The sequence below is a fragment of the Pseudomonas sp. LPH60 genome (assembly GCF_030718165.1).
Lineage (GTDB): Bacteria > Pseudomonadota > Gammaproteobacteria > Pseudomonadales > Pseudomonadaceae > Aquipseudomonas > Aquipseudomonas danubii.
Map to the genome: position 1 here is coordinate 389,568 of NZ_JAVAJH010000004.1, position 26,846 is coordinate 416,413.

Here is a 26,846-nt window from a genome sequence, read left to right on the forward strand (position 1 = left end):
TTTGACGAGCATCAAGCGGGTAAAAGCCTTGATACGTCAGACTAGGACGCTATAGCCGCAGGACGCAGAACACATGTCGACGAACCACCGTTCTTCCCGCCTTTTCGCTGTCTCCCTCTTGATTCTGTTGCTCGCCGCTGGTGGCTTCGGTTACTGGAAATCCCTCCAGGATCGTCTGCCGGAAGGGCTGAGCATGGGCAATGGCCGTCTCGAAGCCACTGAGGTGCAGATCGCCAGCAAGATTCCCGGACGCCTGGCGGAAGTGCGGGTCAATGAAGGCGACAAAGTGCTCCAGGGCCAACTGCTGGCCCGGATGGATACCCGCACCCTGGAAGCCCAGCGCAGCCAGGCCGAAGCCGAAGTGCTGCGCGCCCGGGAAAACCTCTCCGCCGCAGAAGCCAACGTGCAACTGCGCCAGAGCGAATTGCTCCTGGCCAATCAGGAACTCAAGCGCTCCCAGGAACTGTTCAGGCGCGGCTTCGCCAGCCAGCAGATCATCGATCAGCAACAGGCACGGCTGAACACCGGCAATGCCGCCGTGCTGGCGGCCCAGGCCCAGGTAGCGGCGGTCAAGGCCGCTATCGGCGCCGCCCTGGCCCAGGTTGCGCAGCTCACCAGCGAGATCGACGACAGCAGCCTGCGAGCCCCCATCGACGGCATCATCCAACTGCGTCTGGCCGAGCCTGGCGAAGTCCTGGGTGCCGGCGGCCGAGTACTGCTGTTGATCGACCCCAACGACCAATACATGAACCTCTACTTGCCAGCCTCGGTCACCGGGCGCCTGACGGTGGGCGATGAATCGCGGATTGTTCTCGACGCCCTGCCCAACCAGCCACTGCCGGCAAAGATCAGCTTCGTCGCGGCCAAGTCGCAATTCACCCCCAAAGAAGTGGAAACCCGTGACGAACGCCAGAAACTGGTATTCCGGGTCAAGGTGCGCCTGACTCAACCCGCCGCCGTGCCCCAGGCCAAACCGGGCATGCCCGGTGCCGGTTATGTGCGCACAGCCACCGTGGACTGGCCGGCTAACCTGCAATGAATGCCCTGGCGCTGCACGCCACCGGCATCAGCCATCGCTACGGTGCCCAGCAGGCTCTGATCGACATCAGTTTCAGCCTGCCGGCAGGCACACGCTGCGGCCTGATCGGTCCTGACGGTGCCGGCAAGTCGAGCCTTCTCGGGCTGATTGCCGGGGTCAAGAAGCTTCAGCAAGGCGAGCTCGAGGTACTCGGCGGAGCCATCTCCCAGCGCCGCCACCGCAGAAGCCTATACCCGCGCATCGCCTTCATGCCCCAGGGGCTGGGGGGCAACCTGTATCCCGACCTGTCCATTAGCGAGAACATCCGCTTCTTCGCCACCCTGTTCGGCCTGCCACGTGACGAATGCGACCAGCGCATGCACAGCCTGTTGCTGGCCACCGACCTGCTGCGCTTTGCCGAACGCCCGGCGGGCAAGCTGTCCGGTGGGATGAAACAGAAACTCGGCCTGTGCTGCGCGCTGATCCACGAACCGGATCTGTTGATCCTTGACGAGCCCACCACCGGGGTCGACCCGCTTTCCCGCCGACGCTTCTGGGAACTGGTGGAGGATGTGCGCCAGCAACGACCACAACTGACCCTGTTGGTGGCCACCGCCTACATGGAAGAAGCCGAACAGTTCGAGCATTGCCTGATGCTCGACCAAGGCAAGTTGATCGCCCAGGGCCTGAGCCGGGAGTTGGCGCAGGTAACGGGCAGCGGCAAGCTGGACGATGCCTTCACTCACTACCAGGGCGACAGCGGCCATGACAATCAGCCACTGGTGATCCCGCCACGTTCTGGCGATAACCAGGACATCGCCATCGAGGCCCACGAGCTGACCCTGCGCTTCGGCGACTTCACCGCCGTCAACAAAGTCAGCTTCGCCATCGGTCGCGGGGAGATCTTCGGCTTCCTCGGCTCCAACGGCTGCGGCAAGACCACCACCATGAAGGTCCTCACCGGGCTGATGCCCGCCACTGAAGGCAGCGCCAAGTTGCTGGGCAATCCGGTGGACGCCAAGGACCTGGCCACCCGCAAGCGGGTCGGCTTCATGTCCCAGAGCTTTTCCCTGTACGGCGAACTCAGCGTGCGCCAGAACCTGGAGCTGCATGCCCGCCTGTTCGACCTGCCGAAAGCCGAGAGCGGCCCACGCATCGAGGAACTGATCCAGCGCTTCGACCTGGGCGCAATCGCCGAGCAGCAATCCGGCGCCCTGCCCCTGGGGCTGCGCCAGCGCCTGTCCCTGGCCGTGGCGGTGCTGCACCGCCCGGAAGTGCTGATCCTCGACGAACCCACGTCAGGGGTTGATCCGGCAGCCCGTGACGATTTCTGGCGACTGCTGATCGAACTGTCCCGGGAACAGGGCGTGACCATCTTCCTGTCCACTCATTTCATGAACGAAGCCCAGCGCTGCGACCGCATTTCGTTGATGCACGCCGGCAAGGTATTGGCCTGTGACACACCAGCGGCGCTGCAACAGCAGTTTTCCGGCGACACCCTGGAAGCCGCCTTCGTCCGCTGCCTGGAAGAAGCCCAAGGAGCCGCGGATGCAGCGCCACCTCCGGCGGCTGCCGCCAGCCACGCCATCGCGCCTCCGCGCTCGGGCCTGAGCCTGGCCCGGCTGCTGGCAGTGGCCACCCGGGAAGGCAAGGAGCTATTGCGGGACAAGGTGCGCTTGGGCTTTGCCCTGCTGGGGGCGATCTTCATGATGGTGATCTTTGGCTACGGCATTTCCCTGGATGTGGAAAAGCTCGCCTTCGCCGTCTACGACCAGGATCAGACGCCGCAAAGCCGCGCCTATCTGGAGGCTTTTCGCAGCTCACGCTACTTCGAGGAAAAACCCACCATCCGCAGCTCCGCCGAACTGCATCGGCGCCTGCAGCGCTCGGAGATCAAGCTGGCCCTGGAAATCCCTTCCGGCTTTGGCCGCGATCTGTATGCCGGGCGCCAACCGACGGTGGCCGCCTGGCTGGACGGCGGCATGCCGTTTCGCGCGGAAACCAGCCGCAACTATGTCGAGGCGGTACACCAGGCCAACCTCGAACTCCTGGCCGAACACAGCAGCCCGGCACTGAACACAAGATCCGCCGCCAAGCTGGAAACACGCTTTCGCTACAACCAGGACGTGGTCAGCGTCAACGCCATCGGGCCCGGGGTCATGGCGCTGATCCTGGCGTTCATTCCGGCCATGCTCACCGCCCTGGGCATCGTTCGCGAGAAGGAACTGGGCTCGATCACCAACTTCTATGCCACGCCCCTGACCCGCCTGGAGTTCCTCCTGGGCAAGCAGGCGCCCTACCTGGCCGTGAGCCTGATCAACCTGGGATTGCTGGTGGCCATGAACCGCTGGCTGTTCGGCGTGCCCTTCAAGGGCAGCGGACTGACCCTGGCCCTGGGCGGCGTCCTCTACGTGCTGGCCACCACCAGCATGGGCCTGCTGATCTCGGCCTTCACCCGCACCCAGATCGCGGCGATCCTCGGCACCATGATCATCACCAGCCTGCCGACCATCCAGTTCTCCGGGTTGATCGTGCCGCGCTCGTCCCTGGAAGGCTCGGCGGCGATCATGGGGCAGTTGTTCCCCGCCGGGCACTTCCTTGACATCGCCGTCGGCACCTTCACCAAGGCCCTGGACCTGCGGGAGCTATGGCCTCAGTGCCTGGCACTGATCGGGTTCTTCCTCGGTTTCACCGGGCTTAGCCTGGTCATGTTGAAAAAGCAGGAGGTCTGATGAACAGGCTCGCCCATATCCTGCGCCTGGGTCTGAAGGAGCTCACCAGCCTGCGTCACGACAGTGTCTTGCTGTTGTTCCTGTTCTACGCCTTCACCGTGGCCATCTACCTGCCGGCGGCCGGCTCGGTCATTGGCGTACACAACGCCAGCGTGGCCCTGGTGGATGAAGACCACAGCGCACTGTCACGACAATTGGCAGAGGCCCTGCAACCGCCGGAGTTCCAGAACCCGGTCGCCTTGCCCTACGACCAACTGGACAAGGTGATGGACAGCGGCCAGTACACCTTCGTGATCAACATCCCTGCCAACTTCCAGAGCGACCTGCTGGCCGGCCGTCAGCCGGCGGTGCAGGTCAACGTCGACGCCACCGCCATGAGCCAGGCGTTCATGGGCGCCGGCTACATTGGCCGAATCTTCCAGCGCGAGTTGCTCAACTATGCCAACCAGGCGGATGCCGCGAGCAAGGCCCCGGCCCTGCTGACCACCCGCGCGCTGTTCAATACCAACCTGGAGGGAGGCTGGTTTCTTGCGGTGATCCAGATCGTCAACAACATCACCATCCTGGCCATCGTGCTCACCGGAACCGCGCTGCTGCGCGAGCGCGAGCACGGTACCCTCGACCACTTGCTGGTACTGCCGCTGACGGCCCTGGAGATCATGCTGGCGAAAATCTGGAGCAATATGCTGGTGGTGGTGCTGTGCACCTGGATATCGCTGGAAGTGATAGTCAAAGGCGTGCTGGGCGTGCCGCTGGCGGGCTCGATGGGGCTGTTCCTGATGGTCACTGCGTTGTATCTGTTCGCCAGCACCGCACTGGGGATCTTCCTTGCCACCCTGGCCCGCTCCACCCCGCAGTTCGGCCTGCTGGCGATCCCGGTGATCATCCCGATGCTGCTACTGTCCGGTGGCAGCACACCGCTGGACAGCATGCCGCAATGGCTGCAATGGGTGATGCAGGGCTCGCCATCAACACACTTCGTCAGCCTCAGCGCAGCGATCCTGTTTCGTGATGCGGGCGTCAGTGTGGTCTGGCCCGACCTGCTGGCCCTGGCGACGATCGGCCTGCTGTTCTTCGCCATTGCCCTGGCGCGCTTTCGCAAAAGCCTCGCCTCATGAGCCACACGCTGTAGGAGCCGACTGGCCGGCGAAAGGGCCCTCAAGCCCCACGTCGCCCTCTCGGACGCCTTCGCTGGCCAGCCAGCTCCAACAGCTGAGCGTTACTGGATGATCAGGTTGTTGAACAACAGGTCTTCCACCACCGGCTTGCCGGTTTCGTCATTCATGACTTGCTGCACCTGCTTGAGGGCTTCCTGGCGCAGCTTTTCCTTGGCCTCGACGTTGTTCATGGTGTCGACGGTCTGCTGGGCAAACAGCGCCACCAACTGGTTGCGGATCAGCGGCTCATTGGCCTTGACCGCCTGGGCCGAAGCGTCGCCGGTCACCCGCAGGGCCACGTCAGCCTTGTAGACCTTGAGCTTGGGGCCGCCATCCAGGCCGTAGTTACCGACAAAGGGCGGGCTCAGGCTGATGTAACTGACTTTCGGTGCTTCGCCTTCTTTAGCCTCTTCAGCCCCGGCTGCCATCGGCAGGGAGAGGGCCAGCAGCAACATGATCCACGCTTTCACAATTCGCTCCTTAATCCGGTTTGCGGCCTAGCATAAAGGCCAGCCCGCCTGAGCCCAAGCACAAGCTTATGGCTGACCATCAGGGCCGGGCATGCTCGTTGACCGCCTGATTCACACTCCTACACTTATCGGCCACCACTCCCAAAGGAATAGCCCTGATGAAAGCCGTGCTGTGCAAAGCCTTCGGCCCCGCCGAAACGCTGGTGCTGGAAGAGGTCGCAAGTCCTGTGCCGAAGAAGAACGAGGTCCTGCTGGACGTGCATGCCGCAGGGGTGAATTTTCCGGACACCCTGATCATCGAGGGCAAATACCAGTTCAAGCCACCCTTCCCCTTCTCCCCGGGCGGTGAAGCGGCCGGTGTCATCAGCGCAGTGGGCGAGAAAGTCAGCCATCTCAAGGTCGGCGATCGGGTCATGGCCCTGACCGGCTGGGGCAGTTTTGCCGAACAGGTGGCGGTGCCGGGCTACAACGTATTGCCGATTCCCGCCGCCATGGACTTCAACACCGCTGCCGCCTTCAGCATGACCTACGGCACCTCGATGCACGCCCTCAAGCAACGGGGCAACCTGCAGCCGGGTGAGACCCTGCTGGTGCTCGGTGCCTCGGGCGGGGTCGGGCTGGCGGCGGTGGAAATCGGCAAGGCCATGGGCGCCCGGGTGATCGCCGCCGCCAGCAGCGCAGAAAAGCTCGCCGTGGCCAAGGCCGCCGGTGCCGATGAGCTGATCAACTACAGCGAAAGCAACCTGAAGGACGAGATCAAGCGCCTGACCGACGGCAACGGCGCCGACGTGATCTACGACCCGGTGGGCGGCGACCTGTTCGATCAGGCGGTGCGCTCCATCGCCTGGAACGGCCGCTTGCTGGTGGTGGGCTTTGCCAGCGGGCGCATTCCCGAATTGCCGGTGAACCTGGCGCTGCTCAAAGGCGCGGCGGTGGTGGGGGTGTTCTGGGGTTCCTTCGCTCAGCGCCAGCCTCAGGACAACGCGGCCAATTTCCAGCAGTTGTTCGAATGGTTCGCCGCGGGCAAGCTCAAGCCGCTGGTGTCCCAGGTCTATCCTCTGACGGCAGCCGCCCGGGCCATCGATGATCTGGGGCAGCGCAAGGCAGTGGGCAAAGTCGTGGTGCAGGTCCGCTGAGGCCGGCTTCCGTCAATAGGCCACAACACCCTTGCAGCGCTTGAGCCGTGCCTCCAGGTTGCGATCCGGCATGGCGTGGCTGCGCAGGGCTTGAATGGTCTGTTCAACATAATCGCGGGTGGTGCCATAACGCCCGCAAGCGCTTTCGAACACCTGGCTCAGTACATGATCCGGCAGATTGCCGGCATAGCTGGGCAGGTGCCGCTCCAGCACAAAACCCAAGGCCTGGACCTGACTGCCATCCTCGAGACGGCAGTTGAGCCAGTGCGGACGGTAAGAGGGATAAGGCATTTCACGCTGCCACAGGGCATACAACGAGGCATCCAGATGCTCCTCCGGCAGCCGGTAGGCGAAGCCGCTGCAGGAACCGCCACGATCCAGGCCAAACACCAGCCCCGGCAGTTCAGGCGTGCCGCGATGCTCGTGGGACCACAGGTACAGACCACGATGATAACCATGCACCCGGCCACGCATGCGCTCGACCGCCGAACACTCCGGGCGCCAGATCAATGAACCGTAGGCGAACAGCCAGACCGGGCCGCCCTTGTGCCGGGCCATGGTGGACTGCATGGAGCTGAGAAGTTGTTCGTGGGTCAGCTGCGGCCCCAGATCGAGCCGCGGAGGGTAAGCCAGATTCAGATAACTGGATTCAAGGGCTGTCATGGCGAATAGCGTTCGGCTCCCCGCGTAAAAGAAGTTACTTAATAGAACGCTTGGCAGTAACTACAAGACACATAAGTTTCAAGGCAAGTTAAGTGCCACTAGAGCAGCACTCAAGTTGAAGGCTTATATATAACCTACCGGCATTTATTTAATTAGATAAATACCGATGGGCTATATACAGAGTTATAACGAAGGACACGGACCCGATGCAGTCAGGGCCGCGGGGCGTAGGCGAACACGTCCGCACGCATCTGATGGGCATCCATCCCGGCATTCACCAGAGCGTCCAGGGTGGCGTAGATCATGGCTGGCGAGCCGCTGGCGTAGACATGCACCGACGACAGGTCGGTGATGTCCTCGCAAACCGCCTCATGCAGCATGCCGCAGCGCCCCTCCCAACCGCACAGGTCGCTGACCACCTTGTGCAGATAGAGATTAGGCAGTTGCTGCCACTCATCCCAGTGTTCCAACTGATAGAAATCTTCCGGCCGGCGTACGCCCCAATACAGGTGCACCGGATACTTGAAGCCTTTGGCTCGGCAGTGCTCGATCAGGCTGTGCATCTGCGCCATACCGGTACCGGCAGCGATCAGCACCAGCGGGCCCTGCGGCAACTCGGCCAGGTGAGTGTCGCCAAAAGGCAATTCGACCCGAGCCATGCGGTTGCGCTGCAACTGCTCCATCAAGCTCTGCGCACTGTTTTCGCGCACCAGCACATGCAGCTCCAGATCACGCCCGCAATGGGGCGCTGATGCCAGGGAGAAGGCCGACTTCTCGCCGTTATCCCGCTCCAGCATCAGGTACTGGCCCGCATGATAGCGGGGTGGCTTGCCGGCCGGCGCTCGCAGCCTGACCCGCCAGACATCGCCGCCGACCTCAAGGCACTCAGTGAGCTGACACGACAAGCTGCGCACCGGCAACTCTCCCAGCGCAAGGACGCCATCCCACAGCACAATGCAGTCTTCCAGCGGCTCTGCAATGCAAGTGTAGAACTCACCATGATCACGCACATCGCCGGCTTGCTGCACACTGCCCTCCACCAGCAGGGCCGCGCACACGTGACAGTTGCCATTGCGGCAGCTCTGCGGGCATTCATAGCCCAAGCGCCGCGCCGCATCGAGAATCCGCTCGCCGGGCAGCGTCTCAAGCACCGCTCCGGAGGGCTGCAAGGTTACACGCATCAATCTATTCCTAACTGATTCCAGATGGCATCGATCCGGCGGGTGACCGCCTCATCCTTGACGATGACCCGGCCCCACTCTCGGGTGGTTTCTCCGGGCCACTTGTGGGTGGCATCGAGCCCCATCTTCGAGCCCAGGCCGGACACCGGCGAGGCGAAGTCGAGGTAGTCGATCGGGGTGTTGTCGATCATCACCGTGTCGCGCTTGGGGTCCATGCGCGTGGTGATGGCCCAGATCACATCGTTCCAGTCCCGGGCATTGATATCGTCGTCGGTGACGATAACGAACTTGGTGTACATGAACTGTCGCAAAAACGACCAGACCCCCAGCATTACCCGCTTGGCGTGGCCCGGGTACTGCTTCTTCATGGTCACCACCGCCATGCGGTACGAGCAGCCTTCTGGCGGCAGGTAGAAGTCGGTGATTTCCGGGAACTGCTTCTGCAGGATCGGCACGAAGACTTCGTTCAGCGCCACGCCGAGAATCGCTGGCTCATCCGGCGGCCGGCCGGTGTAGGTGCTGTGATAGATCGGCTTGATGCGATGGGTGATGCGCTCCACGGTGAACACCGGGAAGCTGTCGACTTCGTTGTAGTAGCCAGTGTGGTCGCCGTACGGGCCTTCGTCGGCCATCTCGCCGGGATGGATCACCCCTTCAAGGATGATTTCGGCGGTGGCCGGGACTTGCAGGTCGTTGCCACGGCACTTCACCAGTTCGGTGCGGTTGCCCCGCAGCAGGCCGGCGAAAGCGTATTCGGAGAGGCTGTCCGGCACCGGGGTCACGGCGCCCAAGATAGTTGCCGGGTCCGCGCCCAAGGCCACGGACACCGGGAACGGCTGGCCCGGGTGCTTCTCGCACCACTCGCGGTAATCCAGGGCGCCACCACGATGGCTCAACCAGCGCATGATCACCTTGTTGCGGCCGATTACCTGCTGACGATAGATGCCCAGGTTTTGCCGGTCCTTGTTCGGCCCCTTGGTCACCGTCAGGCCCCAAGTGATCAGCGGACCGACGTCGCCTGGCCAGCAGGTCTGCACCGGCAGCATGCCGAGGTCGACGTCGTCGCCTTCGATCACCACTTCCTGGCAGACCGCATCCTTGACCACCTTGGGCGCCATGGAAATGATCTTGCGGAAGATCGGCAGCTTGGACCAGGCATCCTTCAAGCCCTTGGGCGGCTCCGGCTCCTTGAGGAACGCCAGCAGCTTGCCGATCTCGCGCAGTTCGCTGACGGCTTCGGCGCCCATGCCCAGGGCCACACGCTCGGGGGTACCGAACAGGTTGCCGAGCACGGGGATGTCATAACCGGTGGGGTTTTCAAACAACAGGGCCGGGCCTTTGGCACGCAAGGTGCGATCGCAGACCTCGGTCATTTCCAGCACTGGGGACACCGGAACCTGGATGCGCTTGAGTTCGGAGCGCTGTTCCAGGCCGCTGATAAAGTCGCGCAAGTCGCGATACTGCATGCGTGAGCCTCGTTTTCGCCGTGGCATTCGGGGCAGGCAGTTTAGCGCCGAACCCACAGGTTCAGAATAGAGAATGTCAGATAGCAAAAAGCCGGGTTTCCCCGGCTCTTGCTGGCCTGATCGATTTACTTGCGTTTCATCGACAGGAAGAACTCATCGTTGGTCTTGGTCTGTTTCAGCTTGTCGACCAGGAACTCAATGGCAGCGACTTCATCCATAGGATGCAGGAGCTTGCGCAGGATCCACATGCGCTGCAGTTCGTCGTCGGCCGTCAGCAACTCTTCGCGGCGGGTGCCGGAACGGTTGATGTTGATGGCCGGGAAGACGCGCTTTTCAGCGATCTTGCGATCCAGGGGCAGTTCCATGTTGCCGGTACCCTTGAACTCTTCGTAGATCACTTCGTCCATCTTCGAGCCGGTTTCAACCAGCGCGGTGGCGATGATGGTCAACGAGCCGCCTTCTTCGATGTTCCGCGCGGCGCCGAAGAAACGCTTCGGTTTCTCCAGGGCGTGGGCATCCACACCACCAGTCAGGACCTTGCCGGAGCTCGGGATCACGGTGTTGTAGGCACGGGCCAGACGGGTGATGGAGTCCAGCAGGATCACCACGTCCTTCTTGTGTTCGACCAGGCGCTTGGCCTTCTCGATCACCATCTCGGCCACTTGCACGTGACGGGTTGGCGGCTCGTCGAAGGTGGAGGCAACCACTTCGCCGCGCACAGTGCGCTGCATCTCGGTCACTTCTTCCGGACGCTCGTCGATCAGCAACACGATCAGATGAACTTCAGGGTTGTTGCGGGTGATGTTCGCAGCAATGTTCTGCAGCATGATGGTCTTGCCCGCCTTTGGCGGAGCAACGATCAGACCACGCTGGCCTTTACCGATCGGAGCGCACAGGTCGATGACACGACCGGTCAGGTCTTCGGTGGAACCGTTGCCGGCTTCCATCTTCATGCGCACGGTCGGGAACAGCGGCGTCAGGTTTTCGAACAGAATCTTGTTCTTGGCGTTCTCGGGACGGTCGTAGTTGATGGTATCGACCTTGAGCAGCGCGAAGTACCGCTCGCCTTCCTTCGGAGGGCGGATCTTGCCAACGATGGTGTCACCGGTACGCAAGTTGAAGCGACGGATCTGGCTTGGCGAGACGTAGATATCGTCCGGGCCGGCCAGGTAGGAGGCGTCGGAGGAGCGGAGGAAGCCGAAGCCGTCCTGGAGGATCTCCAGCACGCCATCACCGGAGATTTCCTCACCGCTTTTCGCGTGCTTTTTCAGCAGGGAGAAAATCACGTCCTGCTTGCGCGAACGGGCCATATTTTCTATGCCCATCTGTTCGGCCAATTCGAGCAGTTCGGTAATCGGCTTTTGCTTGAGTTCAGTCAGATTCATATAGGAATGACGTAATCATTTATAGAGGGGGGAAATTAAGCTTTTGGCTTAATGAGGCCGCGCCGCAGAGAAGGCGACAGGATCGCGTACTTATTCGAAAAGGAGAGCGTCGGCGACGGCTTGCAGGGGGCACTGGAGAAACCAATGCGGGGCCGAATGTAACACCTGAGTTTCGGAGCGTCTAGCCCTCAATTACGAAAAAGCCCCGCGTTTTGCGGGGCTTTTCCAGGGCACTGAAAATCGACGCTTAGATGTTGGCGTCGAGGAACGCTGCCAACTGCGACTTGGACAGTGCGCCGACCTTGGTGGCTTCGACGTTGCCGTTCTTGAACAGCATCAGGGTCGGAATACCACGCACGCCATGCTTGGCCGGGGTTTCCGAGTTTTCGTCGATGTTCAGCTTGGCAACGGTCAGTTTGCCTTTGTAGGTTTCAGCAATTTCGTCCAGAACCGGAGCGATCATTTTGCATGGGCCGCACCACTCAGCCCAGTAGTCGACCAGCACAGCGCCTTCGGCTTTGAGTACGTCGGCCTCGAAGCTGGCATCGCTGACGTGTTTGATAAGATCGCTGCTCATGGAATTCTCCAGGTTGTAAGCAAAAAAACGTGGCCCATCATATCCGCCCTTCCCGCGTTCAGGAAGCCGGAGATGATTGACTCTAACTATGGTGCCCCATGAGTTTGGGTATAGCTCAGCTCACGAAGATGTGGGGGTGACAAAGGCGATTCCAGTGCGCAGAGCGGCATTGCGCACATGCTCCTGCATGGCCTTTTGTGCCGCCCCCGAAGCGTGCCGGGCCAGGGCGCGGAGGATCTTGCGGTGCTCCTGCCACGTCTCCATGACCCGCTCGGGTCGGATGAACGGTAGTTTCTGACTTTCCAGGAAGATCTCGGCGCTGGTGCTGAGGATGCTCAACATCGCCTGGTTGCCACTGGCCAGGAGAATCTTCTGGTGGAACTCGAAATCCAGCCGCGCCGCCGCCTCGAAATCCCCGACCCGCAATTGGCGACGCATGGCCTCGACATTGTCTTCCAGGGCATCCAGCTCATCGGCGGTCAGGGTCACTGCCGCCAACCCCGCGGCAAACCCCTCCAGGGCATAGCGCAACTGAAAGATATCCACAGGCGAAGCCTGAGCGGCGAACGGCCAACTCAAGCCGGCACCGGCTGCCGCTGCCTCGGGAGCCTGGACGAACACCCCCTTGCCCGGCTGCACACTGATCACCCCCAGCGCGCTCAAGGATGACAACGCCTCACGCAGCGACGCCCGACTGACCCCCAACTGCAGCGCCAGATCCCGCTGCGAAGGCAGCGCATCACCGGGGCCGAAGCCCTGCTCGCTGATCAACTGGCGAATGGCTTGCAGCGCCACTTCGGGTACGGCACGAGTAATCGAATTCATGGGCTTGAGGCTGGCCAGTGCAGGAAAAGCTCCCTTGTAAAGCTATTCGCCGAACCCGGCAAGTCGTGCTCCAAGGGGGTTCGAGGGTACGACCCCATGCCCGATTCGAGTGCGAAAAACCCCTCAGCTGTTCAGACCAGTAAGACCGACCAAAGCCAATAAAACCCATATTTCCAGGGCCCTTTCCGCGTGTTGGCATGGCCTGTGCTCTGTCGCCACACAGAAACCACTTCCCACGACTTGCGGAGATTCGCCATGACCAAACGCTGTAGCGCCCTGCTCTCTGCCCTGTTTGCCAGCCTGCTGCTGGCCCAGGCCCCAGCCCAGGCCAATGCCCTGGACGACGTGGTGGCCCGCGGCACCCTCAAGGTCGCCGTGCCTCAGGACTTCCCGCCCTTCGGCTCGGTAGGCCCGGATATGCAGCCCCGGGGCCTGGACATCGACACCGCGCGCCTGCTGGCCGAGCAGCTCAAGGTCAAGCTGGAGCTGACCCCGGTCAACAGCACCAACCGCATTCCGTTCCTCACCACCGGCAAGGTGGATCTGGTGATCTCCAGCCTCGGCAAGAACCCGGAACGGGAAAAGGTCATCGACTTCTCCAAGGCATACGCACCCTTCTACCTCGCAGTCTTCGGCCCGCCCGAGGCGGCAATCGCCGGCCTTGACGACCTCAAGGGCAAGACCATCAGCGTCACCCGAGGCGCCATCGAAGACATCGAGCTGAGCGCCGTGGCCCCACAAGGCGCGACCATCAAGCGTTTCGAGGACAACAACTCCACCATCGCCGCCTACCTCGCCGGCCAGGTCGACCTGATCGCCAGCGGTAACGTGGTGATGGTCGCCATCAGCCAGCGCAACCCGAAGCGCATCCCGGCGATGAAGATCAAGCTCAAGGACTCCCCAGTCTACGTCGGCGTCAACAAAAACCAGCCGGAGTTGCTGGACAAGGTCAACCAGATCCTCAGTGCCGCCAAGGCTGATGGCGCCCTGGAGAAGAACTCCCAGTTGTGGCTCAAAGAGCCGCTGCCGGCTGACCTCTGATCGGCGCCCCGGAGCTTGAGCATGGCTTATCAGTTCGACTTCCTGCCGGTGCTGGAAAATACCGGCCTGCTGCTACGCGGCGCCCTGTTCACCCTGGAGTTGACCGCCATAGGCACCCTGCTGGGGGTCAGCCTGGGGATAGCCGGGGCTCTGGTGCGGGCCTGGAAGATCCAGCCCCTGGCGGCGATCTTCGGCGTCTACGTCGAGCTGATCCGCAACACGCCGTTCCTGGTGCAGTTGTTTTTCATCTTCTTCGGCCTGCCATCCCTGGGCCTGCAGATCTCCGAGTGGCAGGCGGCGGTGCTGGCGATGGTGATCAACCTCGGCGCCTACTCCACGGAAATCATCCGCGCCGGCATCCAGGCCATTCCCAAGGGCCAGCTGGAAGCCGCCGCAGCCCTGGCCATGAGCCGCTTCGAAGCCTTTCGGCACGTGGTGCTGCTGCCGGCCCTGGGCAAGGTCTGGCCGGCCCTGTGCAGCCAGATCATCATCGTCATGCTGGGCTCGGCGGTGTGCTCGCAGATCGCCACCGAGGAGCTGAGCTTCGCCGCCAACTTCATCCAGTCGCGCAACTTCCGCGCTTTTGAAACCTACGCCCTGACCACCCTGATCTACCTGTGCATGGCCCTGCTGATCCGCCAACTACTGAACTGGTTCGGCCAACGCTACATCCTGAGGAACGGCCGATGAGCGACTTCACCTTCTGGGACATCCTGCGCAACCTGCTCAGCGGCCTGCAGTGGACCCTGTTGCTGTCCCTGGTGGCCTTTGTTGGCGGCGGCCTGATCGGCCTGCTGGTCATGACCCTGAGGATCTCCGACAAGACCTTTGCCCGCGCCTTCGCCCGCACCTATATAGAACTGTTCCAGGGCACACCGCTGTTGATGCAGTTGTTCCTGGTGTTCTTCGGTATTGCCTTGCTGGGTGTGGATATCTCGCCCTGGCTGGCGGCCGCTATCGCCCTGACCCTGTTCACCAGCGCCTACCTGGCAGAGATCTGGCGCGGTTGCGTCGAGTCGATCCCCCACGGGCAGTGGGAAGCCTCGTCGAGCCTGGCGCTCAATCCCTATGAGCAACTGCGCTACGTGATCCTGCCGCAAGCTCTGCGTATCGCCGTGGCGCCCACCGTGGGCTTCTCGGTGCAGGTGGTCAAAGGCACCGCGGTGACCTCGATCATCGGTTTCACCGAGCTGACCAAGACCGGCGGCATGCTGGCCAATGCCACCTTCGAGCCCTTCATGGTCTACGGCCTGGTGGCCCTCGGTTACTTCCTGCTCTGCTACCCCCTGTCCCTCAGCGCGCGCTACCTGGAAAGGAAACTGCATGCCTCTGCTTAGAATCTCCGCCCTGCATAAATATTACGGCGAGCACCATGTGCTCAAAGGCATCGACCTGAGCATCGAGGAGGGCCAGGTAGTGGCAATCATCGGTCGCAGTGGCTCGGGCAAGAGCACCCTGCTGCGCACCCTCAACGGCCTGGAGTCGATCAACGACGGGGTGATCGAGGTTGACGGCGAGTACCTGGACGCCGCCCGCGCCGATCTGCGCAGCCTGCGACAGAAGGTCGGCATGGTGTTCCAGCAGTTCAACCTGTTCCCTCACCTGACCGTGGGCGAGAACGTGATGCTGGCCCCGCAAGTGGTGCAGAAGGTGCCCAAGGCCCGGGCTGCCGAGCTGGCGCGGCAGATGCTGGCCCGGGTTGGCCTGGCGGAGAAGTTCGATGCGTTTCCGGATCGACTGTCCGGCGGCCAGCAGCAGCGGGTCGCCATTGCCCGAGCCCTGGCGATGTCGCCCAAGGTGCTGTTGTGCGATGAGATCACCTCGGCCCTGGACCCGGAACTGGTCAATGAAGTGCTCAGCGTGGTGCGCCAACTGGCCCGGGACGGCATGACCCTGATCATGGTCACCCATGAGATGCGCTTTGCCCGGGAAGTGGGCGACAAGCTGGTGTTCATGCACCAGGGCAAGGTGCATGAAGTGGGAGATCCCAAGCAGCTGTTCGCTCATCCGCAGACCGCCGAGCTGGCGAACTTCATTGGCAGCACCGAGCAGGCTTGAGGCTCCCGTGTCATAGGAGCCGGCTGGCCGGCGCACAGCGACAGCACAGCCTGCCGAGGGTTTTATGCGTTGAATCAACGCATTGGACACTGCGCGTTGGCGCGAGCCGTTGATCGTGGCAGGATGGCGAGGTTATCGACCGAGACCCCCAACCATGCCCCAATCCCAAGCCAAGAATCTGTCCCTGATCGCCGCGATCGATCTGGGCTCCAACAGCTTTCACATGGTCGTGGCCAAGGCCCGGAACGGTGAAATCCGCATTCTCGAGCGGCTCGGTGAAAAGGTTCAACTGGCCGCCGGAATCAACGAAGAACGCCAGCTCAACGAAGAATCCATGCAGCGCGGGCTCGACTGCCTCAAGCGCTTCGCCCAACTGATCAACGGCATGCCACCGGGCACCGTACGCATCGTCGGCACCAACGCCCTGCGTGAAGCCCGCAACCGTGGCGAGTTCATTCGCCGCGCCGAGGAGATCCTCGGCCACCCGGTGGAGGTCATCTCCGGCCGTGAAGAGGCCCGACTGATCTACCTCGGGGTGTCCCACACCCTCGCCGATACCCCGGGCAAGCGCCTGGTCGCCGACATCGGTGGCGGCAGTACCGAATTCATCATTGGCCAGCGCTTCGAACCCCTGCTGCGGGAAAGCCTGCAGATGGGCTGCGTCAGCTTCACCCAGCGCTATTTCCGCGATGGCAAGATCACCCCGGCCCGCTACGCCCAGGCCTACACCGCCGCGCGGCTGGAGATCATGAGCATCGAACATGCCCTGCATCGCCTGACCTGGGACGAAGCCATCGGCTCTTCCGGAACCATCCGCGCCATCGGCCTGGCCCTCAAGGCCGGCGGCCAGGGCAGTGGCGAGGTCAACGCCGAGGGGCTGGCCTGGCTCAAGCGCAAGCTGTTCAAGCTGGGGGATGCCGAGAAAATCGACTTCGAAGGCATCAAGCCCGATCGGCGGGCGATCTTCCCGGCGGGCCTGGCGATTCTCGAAGCCATCTTCGACGCCCTGGAACTGCAGCGCATGGACCACTGCGAAGGCGCCCTGCGTGAAGGCGTGCTCTACGACCTGCTGGGCCGCCATCATCACGAAGACGTCCGTGAACGTACCCTCAGCTCGCTGATGGAGCGCTACCACGTGGACCTGGAGCAGGCCTCGCGAGTCGAAGGCAAGGCCCTGCGCGCCTTCGACCAGGTGGCGGCGGACTGGGACCTGGAGGACGGTGTCTGGCGCGAGCTGCTGGGCTGGGCCGCCAAGGTCCACGAAGTGGGACTGGATATCGCTCACTACCACTACCACAAGCATGGCGCCTACCTGATCGAGCACTCGGACCTGGCCGGCTTCTCCCGGGAAGACCAGCAGATGCTGGCGCTGCTGGTGCGCGGCCACCGCCGCAACATTCCCAAGGAAAAATTCGCCGAGTTCGGCGATGACGGCATCAAGCTGATCCGCCTGTGCGTGCTGCTGCGCTTCGCCATCCTGTTCCATCACATCCGTGGCACCCAGCAGATGCCTCAGGTGAGCCTGAGCGCCGAAGGCGACCATCTGGATGTGGAGTTCCCGGAAAACTGGCTGGATGAAAACCAGCTGACCCAGGCCGACTTCGCCCTGGAAGCCGAATGGCTGACCCGGGTCGGCATCGTGCTGAACGTTCGCTGAGACCTGAACAAGCCGACCTTAGGAGCCGGCTTGCCAGCGAACAGGCCCCAAGCCCTGAATCGCTCTTGCCGGGGCTTTCGCTGGCAAGCCAGCTCCTACCAAACATCCAACGCAAGCCAATAAAAAAGGCCAGCCCGGTAAACGGGCTGGCCTTTTTGTCTACGGCGCCTGTGGCGCTTAGCGCACTGGCAACACCGGGCTGCCAAGACGCTCCAGCAAAGTCGCCTGGGCGCTGCGCGGGTTCTGGTTGCCGGTCGGCGTGTTGCGGATGTAACGGCCGTCGGACTGCAGGCTCCAGCTGTGGGTGTTGTCGGTGAGATAACTCTCCAGCTCTTTCTTGACCCGCAGGATCAGCTTCTTGCCTTCCACCGGGAAGCAAGTCTCGACCCGCTTGTCGAGGTTGCGCTCCATCCAGTCGGCACTGGAAAGGAACATCTGCTCCTCGCCGCCGTTGAGGAAGTAGAACACCCGAGTGTGTTCCAGGAAGCGACCGATGATGGAGCGCACATGGATGTTGTGCGACACCCCGGCAATCCCCGGACGCAGGCAGCACATGCCGCGCACCACCAGATCGATGCGCACGCCGGACTGGCTGGCCTTGTACAGCGCGCGGATGATTTTCGGATCGGTCAGCGAGTTGAACTTGGCGATGATGTGCGCCGGCTTGCCGTCCAGGGCGAACTGGGTCTCCCGGGCGATCATGTCGAGCATGCCCTTTTTCAGGGTGAACGGCGCATGCAGCAGCTTCTTCATGCGCAGGGTCTTGCCCATGCCGATCAGCTGACTGAACAGTTTGCCGACGTCTTCGCACAAGGCATCGTCGGAGGTCAGCAGGCTGTAGTCGGTGTACAGGCGGGCGTTGGCCGCGTGGTAGTTACCGGTGCCCAAATGCGCATAGCGCACGATCTCACCGGCCTCGCGACGCAGGATCAGCATCATCTTGGCGTGGGTCTTGAAGCCCACCACGCCATAGATCACTACCGCGCCGGCCGCTTGCAGGCGGCTGGCCATCTGCAGGTTGGACTCTTCGTCAAAGCGCGCACGCAGTTCGATCACCGCGGTGACTTCCTTGCCGTTGCGCGCCGCGTCCACCAGGGCGTCGACGATCTCCGAGTTGGCGCCGCTGCGGTACAGGGTCTGGCGCACCGCCAGCACATGCGGGTCCTTGGCGGCCTGGCGCAGCAGGTCGACCACCGGGGTGAAGGACTCGAACGGGTGCAGCAGCAGGATGTCCTGCTTGCTGATGACGCTGAAGATGTTCTCGCTGTTCTGCAGCAGCTTGGGGATCTGCGGGGTGAACGGGGTGTATTGCAGCTCCGGATGACTGTCCAGGCCGGTGATGCTGAACAGTCGCGTCAGGTTCACCGGACCGTTGACCTGATAGAGCTCGGTCTCGTGCAGGTTGAACTGCTTGAGCAGGTAGTCCGACAGATGTTTCGGACAGGTGTCGGCCACTTCCAGACGCACCGCGTCACCGTAGCGACGGGAGAACAACTCGCCGCGCAGGGCGCGGGCCAGGTCTTCGACGTCCTCGGTGTCCACCGCCAGGTCGGCGTTACGGGTCAGGCGGAATTGATAGCAGCCTTTGACCTTCATGCCCTGGAACAGGTCGTCGGCGTGGGCGTGGATCATCGACGACAGGAACACATAGTTGTCGCCAGGGCCGCCGACCTCTTCCGGCACCTTGATGATGCGCGGCAACAGACGCGGCGCCGGGATGATCGCAAGGCCCGAATCGCGACCGAAGGCATCGATGCCTTCCAGCTCGACGATGAAGTTCAGGCTCTTGTTCACCAGCAGCGGGAACGGGTGCGTCGGGTCGAGGCCGATGGGGGTGATGATCGGCGCGATCTCGTCGCGGAAGAAGCGCCGGACCCAGGTCTTGAGCTTGGTGGTCCAGTGACGGCGACGGATGAAGCGAATCTGATGCTTCTCCAGTTCCGGCAGCAGAATGTCGTTGAGGATCGCGTACTGGCGATCGACATGACCATGCACCAGCTCGCTGATGCGGGCCAGGGCCTGGTGCGGTTGCAGGCCGTCGGCACCGGCCTGTTCCCGGGCAAAGGTGATCTGCTTCTTCAGGCCCGCGACACGGATCTCGAAGAACTCGTCCAGGTTGCTGGAGAAGATCAGCAGGAACTTCAGGCGCTCCAGCAGCGGGTAGGATTCGTCCAGCGCCTGTTCCAGCACGCGGATATTGAACTGCAGTTGCGAGAGTTCGCGGTGAATGTACAGGCTGCTGTCATCCAGGTTGGGGATGACAATGGCCGGCGTCGGTTGCACCTCGGCCACTACGGGCACGGGCTCGAGCTCCGGCGAGGTTTCAACCACTGGCTCGACCACCGGCTGAGCGTCTTTTACGGCAACTTCTGAGAGTCCTTCAGTATTCATCGCGTGTTCCTGGGAGGGCTATTTTTGCTCTCGTAACAATTGAGCAGCACGAACGGCAAAGTAAGTCAGGATGCCATCAGCACCTGCACGTTTAAAAGCGGTCAGGGATTCAAGAATAACCCCTTCACCCAACCAGCCATTCTGGATCGCCGCCATGTGCATGGCGTATTCGCCGCTGACCTGATAGACAAAGGTCGGCACCTTGAATTCATCCTTGACCCGAAAAAGGATATCCAGGTACGGCATGCCCGGCTTGACCATGACCATGTCCGCCCCTTCCGCCAGGTCCGCCGCCACTTCATGCAGGGCTTCGTCACCATTGGCCGGGTCCATCTGGTACGAGGCCTTGTCGGCCTTGCCCAGGTTCAGCGCCGAACCCACCGCATCGCGGAAGGGGCCGTAATAGGCGCTGGCGTACTTGGCCGAGTAGGCCATGATCCGCACGTTGACGTGTCCCGCCAGCTCCAGGGCTTCGCGGATCGCCTGGACCCGCCCGTCCATCATGTCCGACGGCGCCACCACCTGGGCGCCGGCCTCGGCGTGGGACAGGGCCTGACGCACCAGGGCATCGACAGTGATGTCGTTCTGTACATAACCCTGCTCGTCGAGAATGCCGTCCTGGCCATGGGTGGTGAACGGGTCCAGGGCCACATCGGTGATGACGCCCAGCGCCGGGAAGCGCTCGCGCAAGGCGCGGGTGGCACGCTGGGCAATCCCTTCAGGGTTCCAGGCCTCGGCCGCATCCAGGGACTTGAGCCCGGCCGGCGTCACCGGGAACAGCGCCAGGGCCGGAATCCCCAGCTCGACCCAATGCGCCGCCTCTTCCAGCAACAGGTCGATGGTCAAGCGCTCCACGCCCGGCATCGAAGCCACCGCCTCACGGCGATTATCACCGTCGAGCACAAACACCGGCAGGATCAGGTCGTCCACGCTCAGCCGGTTTTCGCGAACCAGACGGCGCGAGAAATCATCACGGCGGTTACGCCGCAGACGAGTGGCAGGGAACAGGCGGCTGGCAGGGGTAAAGCTCACGGCGGACTCCAGGGCCCGCGCTGGCGGGCGAGCGTGACAGTTATAAGCGGGCATTATGACGAACAGATGACAGTTGTGCTCAAGCTGTTGACCGGCAGCAACACTCATTGTCATTGGCCCAATTGTTCACGTCGAGACACATTTCGATACTTTCCCCAACGTCGTCGAAGGGGTAGGCTGCGCGTTCATTTCGCCAGCATCCAGACAATGCTCCAACAATTTCTTCAGGATTTCGGCTATTTCGCCCTCTTTCTCGGTACGTTTTTCGAAGGCGAAACCATTCTGGTTCTAGCCGGGTTTCTAGCGTTCCGCGGATACATGGATATCAACCTGGTGATGGTGGTTGCCTTCTTCGGCAGCTACGCCGGTGACCAGCTGTGGTACTTCCTGGGGCGCAAGCATGGCCGCAAGTTGCTGGCGCGCAAACCGCGCTGGCAAATGATGGGCGATCGGGCGCTGGAACATATCCGCAAGCATCCGGATATCTGGGTGCTGAGCTTCCGCTTCGTCTATGGCCTGCGCACCGTGATGCCAGTGGCCATTGGTCTGTCAGGCTATCCGCCGGGCCGCTACCTGCTGCTCAACGGCATCGGCGCGGCCGTCTGGGCCGTGGCCCTGGCCCAGGCCGCCTACCATTTCGGCGCGGTCATGGAAGGCATGCTCGGCAGCATCAAGAAGTACGAGCTGTGGGTGCTGGGCGCGTTGCTGGTGCTGGGTTTCGGCCTGTGGCTGCGCCGACGCTTCAAGAACGCCCGTCTGGCCAAGCAGATCTATGACGCCGAACAAGCCGCCGAACAGGCCAAGGCCAAGGCTTCGACGACATCAGTGGAGTAACGCGCCGGTCATTGGCATGCTGTCAGCACCCTGAACCTGGAGAAAAACCATGAGCAAAAAAGTTGCAGTGATCCTTTCCGGTTGCGGCGTGTTCGACGGTGCCGAGATCCACGAAAGCGTGATGACCCTGCTGCGCCTCGACCAACGCGGCGCCCAGGTGCAGTGCTTTGCCCCGAACATCCCGCAGATGCATGTGCTCAACCACCTGACCGGCGAAGCCATGCCCGAGACCCGCAACGTGCTGGTGGAATCGGCGCGCATTGCTCGTGGCCAGGTCAAGGACCTGCGCGAGGCCAATGTCGAAGACTTCGACGCGCTGATCGTGCCCGGCGGTTTCGGGGCAGCCAAGAACCTCTCCAGCTTCGCCACCGAAGGCGCGGCCTGCACAGTCCAGGCGGACGTCCTGGCTCTGGCCGAAGCCTTTGCCGAAGCGGGCAAACCGGTGGGCCTGATGTGCATCGCTCCGGCCCTGGCGGCGAAGATCTATGGTCCTGGCGTGACCTGCACCATCGGCAACGATGCCGATACCGCAGCGGCCCTGGGCAAGATGGGCGCCAGCCACACCGAATGCGCAGTAGGCGACATCGTCGAAGACAAAGCACGCAAACTGGTGAGCACCCCGGCCTATATGCTGGCGCAATCCATCAGCGAAGCCGCCTCCGGGATCAACAAACTGGTCGACCGGGTGCTGGAACTGACCCACGAAGGCGAGCAGTGACTCCCTGACACCCCGCTTCAGGAGGAGCCGCTGGTTCCTCCCTCAGGCCTGACGCGCCAGCCGGGTCAGAATCCGGTCCAGGGCATTGGCGAAGGCCTGCTTCTCCCGCTCGCCATAAGGCGCCTGTCCGCCACTGACCTGCCCCTGCTCCCGCAGATCGGTGAACAGATTACGCACCGCCAGGCGCTCCCCCATGTTCTGTGCATCGAATTCCTTGCCACGCGGGTCCAGGGCCGACACACCCTTTTTCACCAAGCGGTCGGCCAAGGGCACATCACTGCAGATCACCAGCTCACCGGGCACGGCATGCTCCACCAGATAATCGTCGGCAGCATCCGGACCGCTGGGCACCACAATCAGTTTGACGCAGGCGAAAGCCGGCTTGATCTGCGCTTGCCCGGCCACCAGCACCACCTCGAACTGGCGCTTCAAGGCAAAGCGCACCACCTGATCCTTGGCCGCCTTGGGGCAAGCGTCGGCATCGATCCAGACACGCATTGATGTTCTCCTCACAAAATGCAAAACGGGCAAGCCAGCCCCCGCAGGAGCGGGCTCGCCCGCGATCAGCGACGCTGTCGACTCAAGACGCGCGCAGTCGCTGCTTCTCACTCATGCGGCTGCGACTGTACAGCACCACGATCGCCAGGATCGCCACAGCCTGAGCCCCCAGCGAGTAGGCATCGGCATGAATGCCCAGCCAGTCGAAATCGAAGAAGGCTACTGGCCGGGTGCCGAAGATGCCCGCTTCCTGCAACGCCTTGACCCCGTGCCCGGCAAATACCACCGACAAGGCACACAGCAACGCCGCGTTGATGCCGAAGAACAGCGCCAAAGGCAGCTTGGCCGAGCCCCGCAGGATCACCCACGCCAGGCCCACCAGCAACACCAGAGCGGTGGCACCACCCGCCATGACCGCGTTATGTCCGGCTGGGCCTGCCTGCAGCCACAGGGTCTCGTAGAACAGGATCACCTCGAACAGCTCGCGGTACACCGAGAAGAACGCCAGCACGGCAAAACCGAAACGCCCGCCGCCGCCCACCAGGCTGGTCTTGATGTAATCCTGCCAGGCCGCCGCATGCCGACGATCATGCATCCATACCCCGAGCCACAGCACCATGACACTGGCGAACAACGCCGTGGCCCCCTCCAGCAGCTCCCGCTGGGAACCGCTGACGTCGATCACATAAGCCGCCAGGGCCCAGGTGGCCAGGCCGGCCAACAGCGCCAGGCCCCAGCCGACGTTGACACTGCGCACCGCCGATTGCTGGCCGGTATTACGCAGGAACGCAAGGATCGCCGCCAGCACCAGAATGGCTTCCAGGCCTTCGCGCAGGAGGATCAGCAAACCGGAGATAAAACTCAGGGACCAGCTCAGGCTGTCGCCACCCAACAACTCGGCGGACGCCTTGAGCTTGGCCTTGGCGGCGTCCAGGCGCTGTTCGGCCTGGGCCACCGGCAATCCGTCCTGCAACGACTGCCGGTAGGCCATCAGGGCCTTCTCCGTGTCCTTGCGCACCGTGGCATCGACGTTGTCCAGGGAGCTTTCCACCAGTTCGAAACCTTCCAGGTAAGCCGCTACCGAAAGATCGTAGGCTTGCTCATGCTCGCCGTTGCGATAAGCCGCGAGACTCTTGTCCAGGGTCGAAGCGGTGTAGTCCAGCAACTGCGCCGGGCCACGCTTGACCTGAGGCGGCTGGGCCCGCTGGGCACGGAAAGTGGCCGCTGCCTGCGGCCCCTGAGCAGCCAGCACTTCAGCAGGCGTCTGCCGGGCCAGGTCGGCCAGATTGAAGCTCTGCTCGCCCTTGGCCGCCGCAGGATCGGCGCTGAACCCGGCGATGTAGGTGGCCAGGTCCCAGCGCTGCCGGTCATCCAACTGATCGGCGAAGGCCGGCATGTCGGTGCCTTCGACACCCAGCCCCAGGGTGTTGTAGACCGCGTACAGGCTCAGGCGATCAAGGCGCTCGGCATCCCGCAGATTGGCCGGCGGCGGGGTCATGCCCACACCTGCCGGACCATCGCCTGCGCCTTTCTCCCCATGGCAGACCGAGCAATGCTGGGCATACAGCGGCGCACCGCGAGCAGGGTCCGGGGTGATGACCGGCGCCTGGCTGACCTCATAGGCCACCGCCAGCTTGGCCCCCATCTGCCGCGCCAAGCGTGCCACTTGGCTGCCCTCGACGCGGTCGTCCACCGCCTTGCGCAAGTTGACGATGCCCTGCTCCAGCTCGGCTTTCTTCGGCTTGGCCGGCAGGTCGGCGATCAGCCCCTGCAGGACCCCGAGAAACTCCACCTGCTCGCGGTATTCGGACTCGTCGATGACCTTGCCGGCTTCAACCGTGGGCGGGTAGTCGGCGCCAATGTAATCCAGCAGATGCAGGGCCTTGGGCGCGCCATCGACGGTATCGGCCAGCAGGTTGAAGCTGCAGAGCGCGAGCAGCGGCAGCACCAGCAATGCCAGTAAACGGGAAGGGCCAGTCATGAACGAATCTCAAATGGAAATACGAAGTAACATATTGTTCACTCCCAATGAGTTTCACTCAAGGCTTATCCGCCTGTTGCAACACTTGCGCCGACCAGCGCCTGCCCGACACCACCCAGGTGACCCGTCTGCGCCTGAGAAAAGGCCAACACCGACTGCCCCTGGGCAAGACCGGCGAACTGCGCTTCAAGCTGGACCAGCGCTACCAGGTCATCAGCCTGAGGCGCGTGGGCGATGAGCTGTTCGTCATCGCCCCGCGACCCTGGAAAAGAGCCCGCTGGCAGCCTGGTTCGACCACCAATGAGCAGCCGCTCACATAGTGGCAAACACCAATCAAATTGAAGTTAAAAAGCCATTACAGCGCCAGAATCCACGTTTATAATGCCGCGCCCTCGTTATAGCGAGACGGCATTTAAGCTCCTCTTTTTATGAGGAATTGGCAGCGTAGCCGCAGTTCCTGCCAATGGGTTCGTCCAGCCCGACCCGCACGCCAGGCTGTCTCATTCAGGGAAGAAGAAGTACCCATGGCATCCCGCGTCCTCACCTCGATTGCGCTCGGCGCAGTCACCCTGCTCGCAGGCTGTTCGGCCTTCCGCAGCTACGACAACGAGCTTCAGGAAACCAACCAGCAACTGCGTGCCGGCAACCTAGATGCCGCCCTGACCCTGCTGGAAAAAAACAACAAGGGTGAAGACAAGGACCTGCTCTATTACTTCGAAAAGGGCGAGTTGCTGCGGGCCAAGGGCGACCTCAATGGCAGCCAGGCCGCCTGGGGCCATGCCGATCAGGTCGTGGGCAACTGGGAAGACTCGGTCAAGCTCGACACCGACAAGTACCTGGCCCAGTTCGGCAGTTTCCTGGTCAACGACAAAGTCCGTCGCTACGAAGGCTATGACTACGAAAAGGTCATGCTGACGACCCAGATGGCCATGAACCTGCTGGCCAGCAACGACTTCGACGGCGCCCGCATGGCGATCAAGAAGACCCACGAACGCGAAGCGGTGATCGCCGAACTGCGGGACAAGGAATACCTCAAGCGCGAGGACGAAGCCGAGAAGCAAGGGGTTAAAACCGAGTACAAGGACCTCAAGGGCTATCCCGTGGAAGCCCTCGACGCTCCCGATGTGGTCAACCTGAAGAACAGCTACCAGAGTGCGTTCAGCCACTACCTGGCCGGCTTCGTCTATGAAGCCCTGGGCGAGAAGGACCTGGCGGCTCCCGGCTACCGCAAGGCTGCGGAACTGCGTCCCAACACGCCCTTGCTGGAACAGGCCCTGCTGAACCTGGACACCCCCGTGGAACCGGTGAAAGTCGAAGCCCCGGGCAAATCCTCGACCAAGTCCAAACGCAAGACGCCCGCCAAGGCTCCGGTCAAGGCTCCGGTGGTAGCGGCCCTGGCGGCCGATGAGAGCGACGTGCTGATCGTGGTGCAAAGCGGCCTGGCCCCGGCCCGGGACTCGGTGCGCATTCCCTTGCCGCTGCCAATCAACGGCAACCTGGTCATCACTCCACTGTCGTTCCCGGTGATCAAGGCCGATACCTCGACCCAGACCTTCACCCAGATCGGCATCGATGGTCAGCAGCAGAACCTGACCCTGCTCAACAGCACCACCGCCATGTCCCGCCGCGCCCTGCGTGACGACATGCCGGGGATCATCCTGCGCACCACTGTGCGTGCAGTGACCCGTGGCGTGGCGCAAAAGAACCTCAACGAGGTCAACCCCCTGGCCGGCCTGGCCGTGGGCCTGGCTTCGGCGGTGACCGAAGGGGCCGATACCCGCACCTGGCGCACCCTGCCGGACAACACCCAGGTCGCCCGCCTGCGTCTCAAGCAGGGCGAGCACAGCCTCAGCCTGCCTAACGCCCAGGGCGGCACTCAAGTGCAGGTCAAGGTTGATCAGCGCTATCAGGTGATCGCCCTGCGCGTAGTGGGCAACCAGGTGTTCAGCAGCGGCCTGGCCGCTCATGTCATCCCGAACAACGCCGGCCAGAACATGGCCAGCAACCAACGTCCTTAAGCGGAGCC

24 protein-coding genes are annotated in these 26,846 nt (G+C 62.5%); 13 read left to right on the top strand and 11 right to left on the bottom strand.

Annotation, left to right across the window (positions count from 1 at the left end):
• Window positions 1–73: 73 nt before the first annotated feature.
• Genes Q8O96_RS16575 through Q8O96_RS16585 form a run of 3 tightly spaced genes read left to right on the top strand, consistent with a single transcriptional unit; the run spans window position 74 to window position 4,868 of the window.
• Complete coding sequence (locus Q8O96_RS16575) at window positions 74–1,039, top strand: HlyD family secretion protein (RefSeq protein WP_102862190.1); 966 nt, start codon at window positions 74–76, stop codon at window positions 1,037–1,039.
• Window positions 1,036–3,750: a ribosome-associated ATPase/putative transporter RbbA gene (gene rbbA, locus Q8O96_RS16580; protein ID WP_102862191.1), complete on the top strand. Its 2,715-nt coding sequence runs from the start codon at window positions 1,036–1,038 to the stop codon at window positions 3,748–3,750. Before Q8O96_RS16575 ends, rbbA begins: the two co-directional genes overlap by 4 nt.
• Window positions 3,750–4,868: an ABC transporter permease gene (locus Q8O96_RS16585; protein ID WP_115581180.1), complete on the top strand. Its 1,119-nt coding sequence runs from the start codon at window positions 3,750–3,752 to the stop codon at window positions 4,866–4,868. The genes rbbA and Q8O96_RS16585 overlap by 1 nt, the downstream gene beginning before the upstream one ends.
• Before the next feature lie 101 nt (window positions 4,869–4,969).
• Here the strand turns inward: Q8O96_RS16585 and Q8O96_RS16590 are convergent, their stop codons facing one another.
• Entirely contained in the window at window positions 4,970–5,377 is a 408-nt protein-coding gene (locus Q8O96_RS16590) for a flagellar basal body-associated protein FliL (protein ID WP_102862193.1), read from the bottom strand.
• Between the two features lie 158 nt (window positions 5,378–5,535).
• On the opposite strand from Q8O96_RS16590, the gene Q8O96_RS16595 reads away from it, so the two are divergent.
• Complete coding sequence (locus Q8O96_RS16595; protein ID WP_253084074.1) at window positions 5,536–6,513, top strand: NADPH:quinone oxidoreductase family protein; 978 nt, start codon at window positions 5,536–5,538, stop codon at window positions 6,511–6,513.
• Between the two features lie 12 nt (window positions 6,514–6,525).
• On the opposite strand, the gene Q8O96_RS16600 is transcribed toward Q8O96_RS16595, so the two are convergent.
• From Q8O96_RS16600 to Q8O96_RS16625, 6 genes are all read right to left on the bottom strand, one after another.
• Window positions 6,526–7,176 (bottom strand): gamma-glutamylcyclotransferase, encoded by a 651-nt coding sequence (locus tag Q8O96_RS16600; protein WP_102881240.1) that lies wholly within the window; start codon window positions 7,174–7,176, stop codon window positions 6,526–6,528.
• A 212-nt stretch (window positions 7,177–7,388) separates the two neighbouring features.
• The gene (locus Q8O96_RS16605; protein ID WP_102862196.1) at window positions 7,389–8,357 is read right to left on the bottom strand and encodes a CDP-6-deoxy-delta-3,4-glucoseen reductase; all 969 of its coding nucleotides are present in this window, start codon (window positions 8,355–8,357) and stop codon (window positions 7,389–7,391) included.
• Window positions 8,357–9,823, bottom strand: a complete 1,467-nt coding sequence (ubiD, locus tag Q8O96_RS16610) for a 4-hydroxy-3-polyprenylbenzoate decarboxylase (protein ID WP_011064155.1) — start codon at window positions 9,821–9,823, stop codon at window positions 8,357–8,359. Before ubiD ends, Q8O96_RS16605 begins: the two co-directional genes overlap by 1 nt.
• Window positions 9,824–9,948: 125 nt before the next feature.
• Window positions 9,949–11,208 carry a transcription termination factor Rho gene (rho, locus tag Q8O96_RS16615; protein ID WP_017125454.1) on the bottom strand — a complete coding sequence of 420 codons (1,260 nt, stop codon included), beginning with the start codon at window positions 11,206–11,208 and terminating at the stop codon, window positions 9,949–9,951.
• Window positions 11,209–11,455: 247 nt separating this feature from the next.
• Complete coding sequence (trxA, locus tag Q8O96_RS16620; protein WP_016967174.1) at window positions 11,456–11,785, bottom strand: thioredoxin TrxA; 330 nt, start codon at window positions 11,783–11,785, stop codon at window positions 11,456–11,458.
• A gap of 120 nt (window positions 11,786–11,905) precedes the next feature.
• A complete protein-coding gene (locus Q8O96_RS16625) occupies window positions 11,906–12,610 on the bottom strand; it encodes a FadR/GntR family transcriptional regulator (protein ID WP_305949110.1) in 705 nt (234 codons plus the stop codon).
• 255 nt (window positions 12,611–12,865) lie between these two features.
• Here Q8O96_RS16625 and Q8O96_RS16630 point away from each other — a divergent pair, with 255 nt between their 5' ends.
• The 5 genes from Q8O96_RS16630 (at window position 12,866) to ppx (ending at window position 17,366) form a co-directional block, all read left to right on the top strand.
• Window positions 12,866–13,651: a transporter substrate-binding domain-containing protein gene (locus Q8O96_RS16630; RefSeq protein WP_102862198.1), complete on the top strand. Its 786-nt coding sequence runs from the start codon at window positions 12,866–12,868 to the stop codon at window positions 13,649–13,651.
• Between the two features lie 21 nt (window positions 13,652–13,672).
• Complete coding sequence (locus Q8O96_RS16635; RefSeq protein ID WP_213665230.1) at window positions 13,673–14,341, top strand: amino acid ABC transporter permease; 669 nt, start codon at window positions 13,673–13,675, stop codon at window positions 14,339–14,341.
• Entirely contained in the window at window positions 14,338–14,988 is a 651-nt protein-coding gene (locus Q8O96_RS16640; protein ID WP_102881244.1) for an amino acid ABC transporter permease, read from the top strand. Before Q8O96_RS16635 ends, Q8O96_RS16640 begins: the two co-directional genes overlap by 4 nt.
• Window positions 14,975–15,709 carry an amino acid ABC transporter ATP-binding protein gene (locus Q8O96_RS16645; RefSeq protein WP_102862201.1) on the top strand — a complete coding sequence of 245 codons (735 nt, stop codon included), beginning with the start codon at window positions 14,975–14,977 and terminating at the stop codon, window positions 15,707–15,709. Before Q8O96_RS16640 ends, Q8O96_RS16645 begins: the two co-directional genes overlap by 14 nt.
• Window positions 15,710–15,863: 154 nt before the next feature.
• Window positions 15,864–17,366, top strand: a complete 1,503-nt coding sequence (gene ppx / locus Q8O96_RS16650) for an exopolyphosphatase (protein ID WP_102881245.1) — start codon at window positions 15,864–15,866, stop codon at window positions 17,364–17,366.
• A 177-nt stretch (window positions 17,367–17,543) separates the two neighbouring features.
• Here the strand turns inward: ppx and ppk1 are convergent, their stop codons facing one another.
• Both ppk1 and hemB read right to left on the bottom strand, forming a co-directional pair.
• Window positions 17,544–19,757 (bottom strand): polyphosphate kinase 1, encoded by a 2,214-nt coding sequence (ppk1, locus tag Q8O96_RS16655; protein WP_102862203.1) that lies wholly within the window; start codon window positions 19,755–19,757, stop codon window positions 17,544–17,546.
• 18 nt (window positions 19,758–19,775) lie between these two features.
• A complete protein-coding gene (gene hemB, locus Q8O96_RS16660) occupies window positions 19,776–20,789 on the bottom strand; it encodes a porphobilinogen synthase (RefSeq protein ID WP_305949111.1) in 1,014 nt (337 codons plus the stop codon).
• A gap of 207 nt (window positions 20,790–20,996) precedes the next feature.
• Between hemB and Q8O96_RS16665 the strand changes: the two genes are divergently transcribed.
• Both Q8O96_RS16665 and elbB read left to right on the top strand, forming a co-directional pair.
• The gene (locus Q8O96_RS16665) at window positions 20,997–21,623 is read left to right on the top strand and encodes a DedA family protein (protein ID WP_102862204.1); all 627 of its coding nucleotides are present in this window, start codon (window positions 20,997–20,999) and stop codon (window positions 21,621–21,623) included.
• 49 nt (window positions 21,624–21,672) lie between these two features.
• Window positions 21,673–22,341: an isoprenoid biosynthesis glyoxalase ElbB gene (elbB, locus tag Q8O96_RS16670; protein ID WP_102862205.1), complete on the top strand. Its 669-nt coding sequence runs from the start codon at window positions 21,673–21,675 to the stop codon at window positions 22,339–22,341.
• A gap of 42 nt (window positions 22,342–22,383) precedes the next feature.
• Here the strand turns inward: elbB and Q8O96_RS16675 are convergent, their stop codons facing one another.
• Window positions 22,384–22,839 carry a YaiI/YqxD family protein gene (locus Q8O96_RS16675; RefSeq protein ID WP_102881247.1) on the bottom strand — a complete coding sequence of 152 codons (456 nt, stop codon included), beginning with the start codon at window positions 22,837–22,839 and terminating at the stop codon, window positions 22,384–22,386.
• Window positions 22,840–22,921: 82 nt separating this feature from the next.
• Entirely contained in the window at window positions 22,922–24,820 is a 1,899-nt protein-coding gene (locus Q8O96_RS16680; RefSeq protein ID WP_305949112.1) for a cytochrome c/FTR1 family iron permease, read from the bottom strand.
• Window positions 24,821–24,867: 47 nt separating this feature from the next.
• On the opposite strand from Q8O96_RS16680, the gene Q8O96_RS16685 reads away from it, so the two are divergent.
• Together Q8O96_RS16685 and Q8O96_RS16690 are read left to right on the top strand one after the other, a co-directional pair.
• Window positions 24,868–25,140 carry a hypothetical protein gene (locus Q8O96_RS16685; RefSeq protein WP_115581186.1) on the top strand — a complete coding sequence of 91 codons (273 nt, stop codon included), beginning with the start codon at window positions 24,868–24,870 and terminating at the stop codon, window positions 25,138–25,140.
• Between the two features lie 204 nt (window positions 25,141–25,344).
• Window positions 25,345–26,838 carry a COG3014 family protein gene (locus Q8O96_RS16690; RefSeq protein WP_305949113.1) on the top strand — a complete coding sequence of 498 codons (1,494 nt, stop codon included), beginning with the start codon at window positions 25,345–25,347 and terminating at the stop codon, window positions 26,836–26,838.
• The last annotated feature ends 8 nt before the right edge of the window (window positions 26,839–26,846 follow it).

What these genes read in the sequence shown, in the direction of transcription:
- Q8O96_RS16575 (WP_102862190.1), top strand. Translation starts at nt 74, where the DNA reads ATGTCGACGAACCACCGTTCTTCCCGCCTTTTCGCTGTCTCCCTCTTG.
- rbbA (WP_102862191.1), top strand. Translation starts at nt 1,036, where the DNA reads ATGAATGCCCTGGCGCTGCACGCCACCGGCATCAGCCATCGCTACGGT.
- Q8O96_RS16585 (WP_115581180.1), top strand. Translation starts at nt 3,750, where the DNA reads ATGAACAGGCTCGCCCATATCCTGCGCCTGGGTCTGAAGGAGCTCACC.
- Q8O96_RS16595 (WP_253084074.1), top strand. Translation starts at nt 5,536, where the DNA reads ATGAAAGCCGTGCTGTGCAAAGCCTTCGGCCCCGCCGAAACGCTGGTG.
- Q8O96_RS16600 (WP_102881240.1), bottom strand. Translation starts at nt 7,176, where the DNA reads ATGACAGCCCTTGAATCCAGTTATCTGAATCTGGCTTACCCTCCGCGG.
- Q8O96_RS16605 (WP_102862196.1), bottom strand. Translation starts at nt 8,357, where the DNA reads ATGCGTGTAACCTTGCAGCCCTCCGGAGCGGTGCTTGAGACGCTGCCC.
- ubiD (WP_011064155.1), bottom strand. Translation starts at nt 9,823, where the DNA reads ATGCAGTATCGCGACTTGCGCGACTTTATCAGCGGCCTGGAACAGCGC.
- rho (WP_017125454.1), bottom strand. Translation starts at nt 11,208, where the DNA reads ATGAATCTGACTGAACTCAAGCAAAAGCCGATTACCGAACTGCTCGAA.
- trxA (WP_016967174.1), bottom strand. Translation starts at nt 11,785, where the DNA reads ATGAGCAGCGATCTTATCAAACACGTCAGCGATGCCAGCTTCGAGGCC.
- Q8O96_RS16625 (WP_305949110.1), bottom strand. Translation starts at nt 12,610, where the DNA reads ATGAATTCGATTACTCGTGCCGTACCCGAAGTGGCGCTGCAAGCCATT.
- Q8O96_RS16630 (WP_102862198.1), top strand. Translation starts at nt 12,866, where the DNA reads ATGACCAAACGCTGTAGCGCCCTGCTCTCTGCCCTGTTTGCCAGCCTG.
- Q8O96_RS16635 (WP_213665230.1), top strand. Translation starts at nt 13,673, where the DNA reads ATGGCTTATCAGTTCGACTTCCTGCCGGTGCTGGAAAATACCGGCCTG.
- Q8O96_RS16640 (WP_102881244.1), top strand. Translation starts at nt 14,338, where the DNA reads ATGAGCGACTTCACCTTCTGGGACATCCTGCGCAACCTGCTCAGCGGC.
- Q8O96_RS16645 (WP_102862201.1), top strand. Translation starts at nt 14,975, where the DNA reads ATGCCTCTGCTTAGAATCTCCGCCCTGCATAAATATTACGGCGAGCAC.
- ppx (WP_102881245.1), top strand. Translation starts at nt 15,864, where the DNA reads ATGCCCCAATCCCAAGCCAAGAATCTGTCCCTGATCGCCGCGATCGAT.
- ppk1 (WP_102862203.1), bottom strand. Translation starts at nt 19,757, where the DNA reads ATGAATACTGAAGGACTCTCAGAAGTTGCCGTAAAAGACGCTCAGCCG.
- Q8O96_RS16665 (WP_102862204.1), top strand. Translation starts at nt 20,997, where the DNA reads ATGCTCCAACAATTTCTTCAGGATTTCGGCTATTTCGCCCTCTTTCTC.
- elbB (WP_102862205.1), top strand. Translation starts at nt 21,673, where the DNA reads ATGAGCAAAAAAGTTGCAGTGATCCTTTCCGGTTGCGGCGTGTTCGAC.
- Q8O96_RS16675 (WP_102881247.1), bottom strand. Translation starts at nt 22,839, where the DNA reads ATGCGTGTCTGGATCGATGCCGACGCTTGCCCCAAGGCGGCCAAGGAT.
- Q8O96_RS16680 (WP_305949112.1), bottom strand. Translation starts at nt 24,820, where the DNA reads ATGACTGGCCCTTCCCGTTTACTGGCATTGCTGGTGCTGCCGCTGCTC.
- Q8O96_RS16685 (WP_115581186.1), top strand. Translation starts at nt 24,868, where the DNA reads ATGAGTTTCACTCAAGGCTTATCCGCCTGTTGCAACACTTGCGCCGAC.
- Q8O96_RS16690 (WP_305949113.1), top strand. Translation starts at nt 25,345, where the DNA reads ATGGCATCCCGCGTCCTCACCTCGATTGCGCTCGGCGCAGTCACCCTG.